The 11,987-nt window shown below is 60.3% G+C and carries 11 protein-coding genes; 8 read left to right on the top strand and 3 right to left on the bottom strand.

Annotated features, from left to right (window positions below; all coding sequences use genetic code 11):
- The first annotated feature begins 10 nt into the window (after window positions 1-10).
- The 5 genes from V1289_RS30075 (at window position 11) to V1289_RS30055 (ending at window position 4,108) form a co-directional block, all read left to right on the top strand.
- Entirely contained in the window at window positions 11-1,285 is a 1,275-nt protein-coding gene (locus V1289_RS30075) for a malonyl-CoA decarboxylase (protein ID WP_334401294.1), read from the top strand.
- Window positions 1,286-1,433: 148 nt separating this feature from the next.
- Window positions 1,434-2,213 (top strand): alpha/beta fold hydrolase, encoded by a 780-nt coding sequence (locus V1289_RS30070; RefSeq protein ID WP_334401292.1) that lies wholly within the window; start codon window positions 1,434-1,436, stop codon window positions 2,211-2,213.
- Window positions 2,214-2,254: 41 nt separating this feature from the next.
- A complete protein-coding gene (locus V1289_RS30065; protein WP_334401290.1) occupies window positions 2,255-2,680 on the top strand; it encodes an OsmC family protein in 426 nt (141 codons plus the stop codon).
- Between the two features lie 214 nt (window positions 2,681-2,894).
- Window positions 2,895-3,311 carry a tautomerase family protein gene (locus V1289_RS30060; RefSeq protein WP_334401287.1) on the top strand — a complete coding sequence of 139 codons (417 nt, stop codon included), beginning with the start codon at window positions 2,895-2,897 and terminating at the stop codon, window positions 3,309-3,311.
- A gap of 68 nt (window positions 3,312-3,379) precedes the next feature.
- Window positions 3,380-4,108: an SDR family oxidoreductase gene (locus tag V1289_RS30055; RefSeq protein ID WP_334401285.1), complete on the top strand. Its 729-nt coding sequence runs from the start codon at window positions 3,380-3,382 to the stop codon at window positions 4,106-4,108.
- A gap of 168 nt (window positions 4,109-4,276) precedes the next feature.
- Here V1289_RS30055 and V1289_RS30050 read toward each other — a convergent pair whose 3' ends face one another.
- Window positions 4,277-6,037, bottom strand: a complete 1,761-nt coding sequence (locus V1289_RS30050) for an IS1634 family transposase (protein ID WP_334395305.1) — start codon at window positions 6,035-6,037, stop codon at window positions 4,277-4,279.
- 415 nt (window positions 6,038-6,452) lie between these two features.
- Here V1289_RS30050 and V1289_RS30045 point away from each other — a divergent pair, with 415 nt between their 5' ends.
- The 3 genes from V1289_RS30045 to V1289_RS30035 all read left to right on the top strand — a co-directional run bounded on the left by V1289_RS30045 (window position 6,453) and on the right by V1289_RS30035 (window position 9,911).
- Complete coding sequence (locus tag V1289_RS30045; RefSeq protein ID WP_334401283.1) at window positions 6,453-7,808, top strand: hypothetical protein; 1,356 nt, start codon at window positions 6,453-6,455, stop codon at window positions 7,806-7,808.
- Between the two features lie 74 nt (window positions 7,809-7,882).
- Window positions 7,883-8,944 carry a hypothetical protein gene (locus V1289_RS30040; protein WP_334401281.1) on the top strand — a complete coding sequence of 354 codons (1,062 nt, stop codon included), beginning with the start codon at window positions 7,883-7,885 and terminating at the stop codon, window positions 8,942-8,944.
- Between the two features lie 289 nt (window positions 8,945-9,233).
- The gene (locus tag V1289_RS30035; protein WP_334401279.1) at window positions 9,234-9,911 is read left to right on the top strand and encodes a hypothetical protein; all 678 of its coding nucleotides are present in this window, start codon (window positions 9,234-9,236) and stop codon (window positions 9,909-9,911) included.
- A gap of 373 nt (window positions 9,912-10,284) precedes the next feature.
- Here V1289_RS30035 and V1289_RS30030 read toward each other — a convergent pair whose 3' ends face one another.
- Window positions 10,285-11,352, bottom strand: coding sequence for a nickel/cobalt transporter (locus tag V1289_RS30030; protein ID WP_442896088.1), 1,068 nt, complete (start codon window positions 11,350-11,352; stop codon window positions 10,285-10,287).
- A complete protein-coding gene (locus V1289_RS30025; protein WP_442896087.1) occupies window positions 11,343-11,987 on the bottom strand; it encodes a DUF1007 family protein in 645 nt (214 codons plus the stop codon). Before V1289_RS30025 ends, V1289_RS30030 begins: the two co-directional genes overlap by 10 nt.

Below are 11,987 nucleotides of genomic sequence, written 5' to 3'. Positions count from 1 at the left end.
GGAGATAGCGATGACCCCGATCAGCCTGACTTCCAGCGTCCTGTCCAACCCGAAACTGACGCCTCTCGACCGCGCGAAGCAGCTCACAGCAACGCTGCTGTCCGAACGCAGTGAGGCGTCGGGAGCGCTGCTCGCGCGGCAATTGCACGAGGTGCTGCGCGCTCTCGACGCCAGCGATCGACACGGCTTCCAGCGCTATCTCGCCACGGAGTTCCAGCCCGACAGAGCGGCGCTGTGCGCGGCGGCGGAGCGCTATCTCGCCGACGGCACGGCGGAAGCCGCGGCCGCTCTCGCACGGGCCGCCGATCCGCCCCGCCAGGAATTGCTGCGGCGAATCAACATGGCACCCGGAGGCACCGGCGCGCTGATGGCGATGCGCAGTGAAATTGCTTCATGGCTGCGGGGCGAACCGGAACTGAAGCTGCTCGACGCCGACCTCAAGCATCTGTTCGCCTCGTGGTTCAACCGCGGCTTCATCGAGTTGAAGCGCCTCGACTGGCAGACGCCGGCCGCGGTGCTGGAGAAGCTGATCGCCTATGAGGCCGTGCATGAGATCAAGGGCTGGGACGATCTGCGGCGGCGCCTTGCGCCCGACCGCCGCTGCTTCGCATTCTTCCATCCCGCGCTTCCCGGCGAGCCGCTGATCTTCGTCGAAGTCGCATTGGTGCAGGGGTTGGCCACAGCCATGCCGCCGCTGCTCGCACGGGAGACGGATGAGGAGGCCGCACGGGCGCAAGCTGCGCGCGCCGACACCGCGATTTTCTATTCGATCTCCAACTGTCAGGACGGCCTGCGCGGCGTAGCGTTCGGCAATCTCCTGATCAAACAGGTGGTCGAGGAGCTCAAGGCAGAGTTTCCGCAGCTGAAGCGTTTTTCCACCCTGTCGCCGGTGCCGGGGTTTCGGCGCTGGCTCGGTCCACGGCTTGCGAATGGAAGCGACCCCGACGCCGCGCTGTTGCCACAACTCGAGAGCGGCGATTGGTGGAATGACCCAACGCAGAGCGAGAAGCTGCGCGCCCCGTTGCTGCGGCTTTGCGCCCGCTATCTGACGCGGCCGCCATCGATACGCGTCGACCCCGTGGCGCGTTTTCACCTCGGCAATGGCGCGCGGCTCGAACGGATCAATTGGCTCGGAAACAGCGCGCCACGCGGCATCCAGGAATCCTTCGGCATCATGGTGAACTACCTCTACGACCGCGACGCCATCAACGACAACCACGAAGCCTTCGTGCGTGACGGCACCGTCGTGCGTTCGCCGGAGGTCGACGCGCTGCTCCAATCGTGAACGAGCGGGGGCGCTCGCATCAGCGGCGGCAGAAAGGTGGTGAATGACGACAACAGATCAACATCCCGGCGTGCGGCACCATACCTCGGCGCCCGCGCCACGCAGCGAGACACTCCCAACTTAACCCTGACGATGAAGGAAGAGAATCGTGATGATGAATAGACGCAGTTTCTCGACGGCCCTGCTTGCTGGTGCGGCAGCCTCGTTGATCTCCACACGTGGCATGGCCGCAAACTCAACTCCGGTGAAGGCGCGCAACGTCGTGCTTGTGCACGGGCTGTTCGCCGACGGCTCGTGCTGGTCGGAGGTGATCGCGCGATTGCAGGCAGCGGGGCTCAACGCCACGGCCGTGCAAAATCCGCTGACGACGCTGCCGGAGGCGGTGGCTTCGGCCGAGCGTGTGCTGGCGCGGCAGGATGGCCCGACGGTGCTGGTGGGTCATTCCTTCTCCGGGATGATCGTCACGGAGGCCGGGGTGCATCCGAACGTCTCCGCGCTCGTCTATGTAGCGGCACGCGCGCCAGATGCGGGCGAGGACTACACGGCGCTGGCGAAGACCTATCCGACGCCGCCGGCGACGGCCGGGATCGTGTTCGACGGCGATGAAGGACGCCTTTCCGAGAAGGCTTTCCTTCGCGATTTTGCCGGCGACCTGCCGGAAGCCAAGGCCAGGGTGCTCTACGCCGTGCAGGAGCCGTTCCAAAAGGCTCTGCTCACCGGCAAGACCACGCACGCGGCCTGGCGATCGAAGCCGAGCTACTATGCGGTATCAACGGAAGATCGCACGATCAACCCGGACCTTGAGCGCTTCATGGCCAAGCGGATGGGCGCCAAGACCATCGAGGTGAAGGCCAGCCATCTCTCGCTGATCTCCCATCCGGACGAAATCACGCGGCTGATCCTCGAAGCCGCAGGACAGCAAGCCTGACGAGCCCAGCACATGCACAACACGAAAGGAAGCAAGGAGCCATGAAACGTTTTGGATCTGCCGCTTGGAACGGCGGCCTGCGTGAAGGCAAGGGCTCGGTCTCGACCGAGAGCCGCGCACTGGAAACCTATCCCTACACGTTCTTCAGCCGCTACGGTGAAAAGCCGGGCACCAATCCGGAGGAGCTGCTTGGGGCGGCTCACGCCGCCTGTTTCACCATGTCGTTCGTCAGACTACTCGGCATGGCGAACTTCGTGCCGGAGCAGGTCGACAGCAAATCAGAAGTCGTCATCGACAAGGACGGCGATGGCTTTTCCATCACCTCGGTCCATCTCACCGTCACCGCGAAGATACCGGGCATCGACCAGGTCGCGTTCCAGTCAATCGCCGCAAAAGCAAAGGCCGGTTGCCCTGTCTCCAAATTGATGAGGGTCGAGATTGGCTTCGGAGCCACTCTCCTCTCGTGAGTCTGCGCTGAAGGGGTGCGCAGGGTGGATCGCCGCGCTGCGCGCCTCTTATTAGAGCGGGATGAGATCAGGCTTGGTCATATCCGGCATTGGTGAAGTAGTTTGCGCACTCAGCGGATGTGACTGTATCGAGGATCGGCAGGATGGCGGCCAAGGCGTGCGCGCACTCAGCGCATCAACGCAATTGGTACATCCTAAACCGTGGAGACTGGAGATGCCGTTTGTAACCTTCACCGTCCGGCGCGGCCTCAGCGCGGCCGACAAGTCCCGCTTGTCGGAGGCAATGTTAGAAGCCCAGGTGGCCGCCGGCTATCACCGAGCCGACCGCTTTCACCGCTTTCTTGAGGCCGACCAGGATGACCTTCTGGTAGATCCCCGCTTCCCCGACTACGCAACGGACAGAACCGATCGGTTCATGGTCGTTGAGGTAGTCATCTCCAGCGGGAGGCCGACAGGAACCGCCGCCACCATTGCGGACGAAGCGGTCAGACTGTTCGGCGAGCGCCTACACCTCGCGCCTCAGGACATCCTATTCGTCTTCCACGAGGTGGAACCGAACCTCCCGCGCTTTCCTGCTGCGTTGATCAGGCGAGAGGCGACCGCGGATGCCGGGCGCCAAGGCCGTCCTTGATCCCCGACATACCGCGCTTGGGATTGCTATACTGCGGCGCGTGGTGATCCCGGCAAGGTGGAGACCCTATGACGAGAGAATTGGAAGGCAAGGTTGCCGCCGTGACCGGGGCCGCGTCGGGCATCGGATTGGCCAGTACCGAGGCGATGTTGGCTGCAGGCGCGCGCGTGGTGATGGTCGACCGCGACGCGGCAGCGCTGAAGACGCTCTGCAACAAGCACGGCGACGCAGTGATCCCGCTGGTCATCGACCTGCTCGATCCAAAGGACTGCGCCACGCTGCTGCCGAGAGTCCTGGAGAAGGCAGGCCAACTCGACATCCTGCATGCAAATGCGGGTACCTATGTCGGCGGCGACCTGGTCGATACCGACACCGGGGCTATCGACCGGATGCTGAACTTGAATGTCAACGTCGTGATGAAGAATGTGCACGACGTGCTGCCTCACATGATCGAGCGTCGGACCGGCGACATCATCGTCACGAGTTCCCTGGCGGCCCATTTTCCGACGCCATGGGAGCCGGTCTATGCGTCGTCCAAATGGGCGATCAACTGCTTTGTCCAGACGGTGCGGCGCCAAGTCTTCAAGCATGGCATTCGCGTGGGCTCAATCTCACCCGGCCCTGTCATCAGCGCCCTGCTCGCGGACTGGCCGCCTGAGAAGCTGAAGGAAGCCAGGGCGTCGGGGAGTCTGCTGGAGGCCAGCGAAGTGGCTGATGTGGTCACGTTCATGTTGACGCGGCCACGCGGCATGACAATTCGCGACGTGGTGATGCTGCCGACTAATTTCGATCTGTAGCGGGCGTCCTCATGTCCGTTTCCGGGGGAAGACCGGAAGTAGCCGGCCGACGCTCCAAATGACGCGATTGACCACGAACGGACATTCCTTGATCTAGACCGAAGTTTTCACCCATGAATCGCATAAGTATCTGATGCGGTTTGATCATTCGTCCGCGAGGCTACTCGGTTACTGGACACGAACGGGATTGAGCCCGAGCAGATCGAAGGCCGCCTCCTGGAGGGCGGTTGGTTTGGAGTGAAGGGTAAAGCGGTGCTTGGGGCGCGCGGGCACGTGCATGGTGTTGCGAGCGAGTGTTCCGAGATGCGCAATGAGGTCACCGAAGCTCATGACGCGCTGACCGTCTGCCGATCGCCTGGTTGTCTTCTTGACCTTGACGACGTCTGACGGTGCGGTGGCCGCAACTGGAGAAGTTCGCTCCGCTTTGGCTGCTGCCAGATCGGTGTCGTGGAACAACAGCGGCGCTAGGGCCTCCCGTAGGAGCCACTCGACATGGTAGGCGAGCATGCACAGGAAGACATGAGCCCGCACCCTGTCCGCGGTCCAATGACGGATCGGCCGGATTTCCAGATCGACGCTCTTCAGGGATCGGAATGCCCGTTCGACGTGCGAGAGATCCTTGTAGGCCTGAACTGCTTCTGCGGCATTCAGATGCTCGGCAGGCATGCTGGTTCGGATCACATAGATGCCGTCGAGGCGCGCCTCTGCCTCGATCTGATCGAGCCGTCTATGCCAGGAGAGATGACCATCGCGGATCGTAACGACGAAGTGCTTGGCCATCTTTCTTTTGTTAAGAACCGCGCCGACCGCCAGACCTATTTCGGCAGCGTCACGCAAGGGAGCGTTCCTGCGCCGGACCTTGGCTTCGATCCGGGCCAGTTCGCGTTCAGTCACTGCTAACAAGTCCTCACGCTTGCGCGCCCGTTCGGCGGCGAGGTCGTGATTGCGGCACGCGATCAGCCGTTCGCCTGGGAACATGTCCGGCGCGCTGATTTCGGCGAGATCGCGATCATCGAACAACGACAGCTGTAACGGCCCATTTTCCGCGGCCAGCGCCTGCACCGCCGGTGCACGCAGGCAGGTGATCCAATCGAGATTCGCGGGCCTAAGTTCGTCGCGAATGCGGGCCGAGGTGATCATGCCGCGATCTCCGACCAGCACCAGACGACTGATCCTGAAGCGATCCTTCACCTTCTCGATCTGCGCGCTCAAGGTTGAGGGATCCGCGGTGTTGCCGTCGAACACCTCCACGGCGATCGGCAGTCCCTCGCGTGTGCAGAGCAGCCCATAGACAATTTGCGGCCGGTCCTTGCGGTGATCCCGGCTGTGGCCATAGCGCGCCAGCGGGCAGCAGCGGCCCTCGAAGTAAGATGAGCTGACGTCATAGAGGACCAGCACGCCGTCTTCGAGATGCCGCCGCGCCAAGCCATTTTCGACGCGGCCCTGACGTTCGAGCAGCCAATCCAGCGCCTCATAGGCCTCCCGCTCCTTGACCCGGCCAAGGTGCAAGACCGCGCCCAGACTCGATACCGCCGTCTCCTCATCGATCGCGCGGACAAAGCCCAGCTTCGATCGTGGCGCAATCAACCGATCAACCACCATGGCGACAACGAGATCGCAGCAGCGTCGCGAGGCCGGATCCTTCGCCGCACCCAGAATCAACCGGTCGAGGCCAATCTTGCGGATCATTCCAAGCGCCGCCGCAACATGGCCGTGCGGCAATGAGCGCTCGACTTCCAGTTCCTGCGGACCAGTGCCGATGACCGTTCCGCCCTTCAGCACCGCCTTCAACGTATCGATCATATCACGCGGCAGCTTGCTGAGATTGGCCAACGTCCGCTTCTGCGAACGGCCTTGCTCGTCGCGATAACTCTCCCGCAGCAACACCGCAGGCGGAGAGTCTCGATTGGGCACCATCTCGATGAACATGCCCGAATCGAATCATATCCTCGCCGATTTGGGAATCCCCTTACATGGACACAATCACAGGATCATTCCCACCCTAACCCACTGCACTGACTCAAGTCTCTCCTGACGACACGAGCAAACTTCGGTCTAGATCAACCACGAAGAGCGGAGGGACCCATTCCTTGACGCGTCCATGTTTGCTTTTGACCTGGGGTGGTCACGGACGGTCAAAAGTTTTTTCCGTATTGCGTGATCCAGCTCACAATAGGTTCTCCGTCTACGTGGTGCTCTAATATGCGTTAGGACGCCCGCGCAAATCAGTTGCCGGTTACCGCTGCGCCTACGAAATCGTCAGCGACCCTTTTAACCGGCGACTAATCATAAAGCCCTGCGGGCCTGCACTGCGGAGACGTGACTATTCTTCCGGAGAAGACTTATGAGGAGAGTGGTTCGTCTGACCCAGCTTCTGCTCTTGTCGGGGGTGTTCCTCGGTCCGTCGGTCGCCCATGCCACTTTATCAGCCCACCTTCAACGCGGTGAGAAGATCGTGGATCTCCCGGTAGCAGGCAGAAATGCCGAGGTCTGCGTAATTCCCAAGCATTTCGCAGGTGGCGAATATTCCGACAAGGATATCGAGGTCGAGACCAGGCTCTGCAATATAGACGGGAATTCGAACGCCGCAGTTTGTCCGAAACTAAACAGCACGAACCCGGGTCTCGATTTTTATTCGCTTCCTCAAGGTGTCGCCCGTGACGACGTCGCGGCGCGTTGCGAGACATCAGGCGCCAAAAAGATCGCCAAATATAAGCTCAGCACGAGCTGCAGCTATACGCCTTCCATCCTGGGCTATTATCACATGTCGCGTATGCTTGGCGGTATCGGTAACGTTCCGCCGACAGTTCTACGCACGTTCGATCTGAAAAATCACATTGCTCTCGGTCACAAGGCCTTGGACCAGACCAAATCGGGCACTCTTATTCATCAAACCTGGGCAGGCCTGATGGCGCAGTTGACGGCCGGCGCCGAAGCCAACAGACGGGATTTCTTGCTCACCGACGATTTTGCCCAATCGTATGGCGCGCTCAGCGAGAACCCTACGAAAGAAGAGTTCTACAAAGAGTTCTTCAATGGTGGTGCAACCAATGTTGCGCGCGCGCAGAACTTTCGCAACGGGAACCCGATCATCGGAATGCTGGCCCGCAACTCGGACATTAGTACGCTCGTGGGACGAAACTTCACGACCGAAAATTTTCAGAAGATGGTACAACTCAAAGATGCTGCGGACCTGATCGTGATCGACACCCTTATGAACCAGCAGGACCGCTTCGGCAATATTCACGATCTCCAGACCTATTACTATCTCGATGCCAACGATCTGAACCAGGACGGCAGCGCCAAACTGAAGTCGAGCAAGAGCTTAACTCCCGAGGAGGCTGCGCGGGTTGGAGCCGTTCAAGTCAAGAAGATGCTCCTGAAGGATAATGACTGCGGCGTCGCCAAAGATAATATCGCAAAGCAAACGGGCTTAGCTGATCGTATTGCACACATCGATCCAGGGACCTATCGCCTCGTTCTACGTTTTGACGGTATTGCCGATTCTGCGGAAACCAGAGAATTCTTCGTTCGAGAATTGGTTTTCACCGCCAATGATTATGCGGCAGTCCGCAAGAATCTGAAGGATCTTGCGACGAAGCTGCATCAAACCTGCCTACAAGGCCGACTGAAGCTTGATCTGGATCTTCAGACACACTTTTCGGCTCAACCTCTGAAAGCGCAGAGTTGTGACCTCTAACACTTTGGCAGCGGTCACTTGAAGTAAGATGTGCTTGTGAGACCGCCAGCGAGAAAAAACGTTGGAACCAGGCTATGGGTACGAACGCGACGAGCGGTCAATTCGATCAGGTCGAAGTGTCCAAGAACCTTTCGCAACTGATCCGCAGCAATACGCCCCACTATTGGACCTACATGAAACATCGGGCGGATCTAAGCAGCTTGAAGCAATATCTTCCGTTCGAAGGGATAGTAAGCGGCGACCCGCACATGGGCAATTTCTCGGTTCTGCCTCTAAAACAGGTGGGCGGATCACGACAGATGAGATATGCCGACATCGACTTTGACGATGCCGGCCGCGGACCGTTCGTACTAGACATAATTCGCTACCTGATAGCTTCGAAGTCTATAAGCGGGAAAATCAAGAAGCGTCCGCTGGAAATAAGCTATCTTGCGGGCATCGCGGGCAAAGAGTTGGATCCGCCAAAAGAGATGCGATCGCTGCTGGCTATGCCGGTCTCCGACTATGACGACATGGCGACACGGTATGTCGAGAAAAACTCTTCAAAACACGGATTCGTATTCAGAAAGGGAAAGATCGAGCCGTACCACGCGAAGATTGCCCGCTCGACGATCGAGCGGCTGTTTCCCGCTGAGAAAGTCATCGATCTGGCAATCCGGCCCGAAGAACGTGGCGGGAGCGTCGATCAGCTGCGCATCTGGGTCCTGGTCGAACAGCAGAAATCCCGGCGCATCGTCGAGTTGAAGCAGTACGGCAAGCCTGCGATTGCCAACTACCGGGCTCAGCCACCGGTTCATGAATGGCTGAACGAGGTTCGCCGGACATTCTGGCCAGGCCTGGATGGCTCTGCCTATGACCTTGTCGACCTTCCCGGTGCCGGCCTGTTCTGGATTCGCGAAAAGCACGTGTCACTCATCGACCTGCCTTATTCGAGCGAAAAAAGCAGCGATATCGCCTGGTTGGATGATATCGCGCGTTACGACGCCAATGTGCTGGGTCTGGCGCACGGACGCCAGGCCGAAGCCGCTCACTACCGCGCCGTCGTCGAAAAGGACGCCGACGCGTTCCACAATGCAACGGCACCCGTCGCCAAGGCTTATCTTGAACTTGCTCGCGGAAATTTCCGCGACGAGTGACGCTGACTGGTTGCCTTGCCAAACAAAGTTCAGTCGAAGTGACGCTTACGGCTGTGCGATAGATACGTAACCGCCTTCTCGATCGACCGCACAAATCCGCTATCGGCAAATTTCGATTGGCAGTTTGTGATCACCTTCACAGATGTTTCCCGTTCGTAGGCGCAGAGTGCTCAATGCGACAGCGATCCTAATTCAACGAACCGAAGAATCTTCTTTGAAGTCGGTTGACGACGATCTCCGCGGTCACAGCAGCGTGCAATTGCCCACCCAATTAACGTGAGGAAACGCAATGTGCAAAATCGCCAGATTTTTTTCAGTGCTGTTTTTGGGTTTGTCAGTCGGCGTTGGCGCCCTTGCGCAGCCCGCAGGAACGGAAGACGCCGACATGACGAAAGAGAAGCTTTTCCCGGTTGGGGGCGGTGTAGGACTCACGCACTTCCGAGTTGTCATGCCCGGAGTCCTTTATCGCGGCGGCACGGAAGGCCCGCGCGCGAGCGTCGATGGACCACGGCGGCCGCTTCAAAATCAATCTCTCCAGGCGCTATGCAAAGCCGGCTTTTCGCAAGCGGTGTACGCGTATCGAACCGGATGGAATGGAACCGAGAATGTCAGTTGCGGCGCCAATTCGCTGCAATATGACTATCACAAGTGGGACAACCGTGTGGCCTTGAAACAGGTCTTCGTCAAACTGCATGACATCATCACTCAGGATAAGGGGGCGATGTACGTCCATTGCTGGTATGGCCTGCACGCTTCGGGTTTTATCTCGGCGACCGCGCTCGCTCAATTTTGCGGCACAGCGGGATGGGATTCCCGCAAAGCGGCAGCATATTGGGACAGCGTGATCCCGCCCTCAATTCGTTATCCAAAAGAGCATGATGAAGTCGCAAATTTCGTGCGATTCACGGATCCTGAGCTGCAGATTTCCGAGCAAGACTCGACGCGCGTTTGCCCGCCGCACAATTGAGCGCGGCCTGAGAGCGCTAAGGGGGCGGTCTCTTTCGTTTTGTCCGCTTTTGGCAGATAGTGTTGCAAAAGTCCCAAACAGTCCTGCGGCGGAATATCCGCCAAAGGACGAAACAAGCGACAATCGCCGACCAATGCAGCCTCAAACCCGTTAGCGGAATCGCCTGTGAGTTTGGCGCACGGCGACGTAGTCCCCCACATTATTATTCGATCGTCGCGCCTACGGCTCGGAGAATTTGAGTTCCCTACCGCAAAAAGACTTTCGCAACACTATCGGCACTTGTCGGACCTCACCCCATGTCCGACTTGAGTCCGGAATGCGCGCCAAAACGGACGTCCCCCGACCGCCCTGAATTTATGGGTTCGCGCCCAGACTACAAACACGTCACCCGCTCGGCCGCGAGATAGCCGAACAGCAGGCCGAGCCCGAACAGCAGCACCAGTCCGGCGGCGCCGAATTCGATCCCGCGCATAACCAAGGTGCCGCCGCCGTCGCGGCCGGCGCTGAGGCGCTGCGCCAGGCCGCGTGCGGACACCGCGACAGTGGCGATGGTCGCGACCGTGATCGCAGTGCCGAGCCCCATCACGAAGGTCGCGGCGATGCCGGCCCAGAACAGGCCCTGCGCCAGCGCGAACACCAGCACCAGGATCGCGCCCGAACAGGGCCGCAAGCCCACGGCGAAGATCGTGCCGAGGCCGCGCCGCCAACCGCCGGGACCGGCGAGTTGGTCCGGCGTCGGGCCATGGGAGTGGCCGCAATGCTCGTCATGGTCGTGGTCATGATGATCATGGCCGTGATGATGGTGATGGCCGTGATCGTGATGGTGATGCACCAGGGCCAAAGCGGGCGCCGGTCGCGGCGCCTGCAGCGCGCGCATAAAGCCGCCGCCCTTGGTCCAGACCAGCCGGGCGCCGAACGCGGCGATCAGGGCGTAGCTTGCGATCTCGATTCCCTTCTCCGCCCCGCACATGGTCTTGGCGGTGGCGTTGAGAAGCCAGGCGCAGATCCCGACCACCACCACTGCGACCAGCGACTGCAGCAGCGCCGAGGCAAACGACAACACGATGCCGCGCCGCGCGGTCTCCTGGTTGGCGACCAGATAGGACGAGATCACCGCCTTGCCGTGGCCGGGGCCGGCGGCGTGAAAGATGCCATACGCAAACGAGATCGCAAGCAGCGTCCAGACCGCCGAGCCGTCGGATTTCGCGGCGCGGATGGTCGCCGATATCTCGCGATAGAATTCCGCCTGCTTTGCCAGCAGCCATCCGACGAAGCCGCCGACCTGCGGCTCGGCGGCGGCGCCCGCCCGCGGGCCGCCGAACGGATTTTGTGCCAGCAGGTCGTGCAGCGCGCCGTCGAACAGCACGACGGCGGCAAGTACCGCCACGCCAAGCCAGAGATGGCGCGCGGCGTTCGATCGGGGGTTTGGCGTCACGGGCAATCCACGGTGATCTTGTTGGCGAACATCATGCCGTAGGTCGAGCCGGCGCCGCCCATGAAATTCTGCTCGCCGAGCTTTTGTGCGCCGGCGGTGCCGTCATTGGGCCGCTGGAACTGCGTCTTGCAGTCGGCGGGTGCGCCGACCAGTTTGATCGGGTCCTGGTCGGCATATTTGAAGTCGATGAAGAACTCGGGATCGAACACTTCGAGCACGAGCTGCTTTGCCTTGAACGGCGTCTTCACCGGCAGCGTAAAATGCAGCGTCAGAGCTGAGTCCTTGAATTCGAGGAAGTAGTCCACCGGCTCCAGAAAATTCTCCTTCTTGCCGTCGGCCTTGGCGAAGGTGAAGAAGCGGAATTCCTTCAGCGACTCGACATTGGTCTGCGCCAGCGATGCGAGTTCCTCGCGGCTGTAGGCGCCTTTGACCTTGGCCTCGATGCCCTGCAGGGCATAGGTCGAGAACATGTCGTCAAAAGTCCAGGCGTGGCGGACGCCGGTGACGGTGCCGTCGGGCGCGTAGATCAACTCGCTCTTAGCCGTGATCCAGACATGCGGATGCGCCTCCGCCGTCGCGGCGCAAAGCGCGACGCCGCCGGAAACCAGCAGCCCGAGCCCCCAGCGTAAGGCGGCCTTCAC

Origin of the sequence: Bradyrhizobium sp. AZCC 2289 (assembly GCF_036924615.1) — a bacterium.
Taxonomy (GTDB): Bacteria; Pseudomonadota; Alphaproteobacteria; order Rhizobiales; family Xanthobacteraceae; genus Bradyrhizobium.
This window is presented reverse-complemented; position numbering and strand designations above follow the sequence as displayed.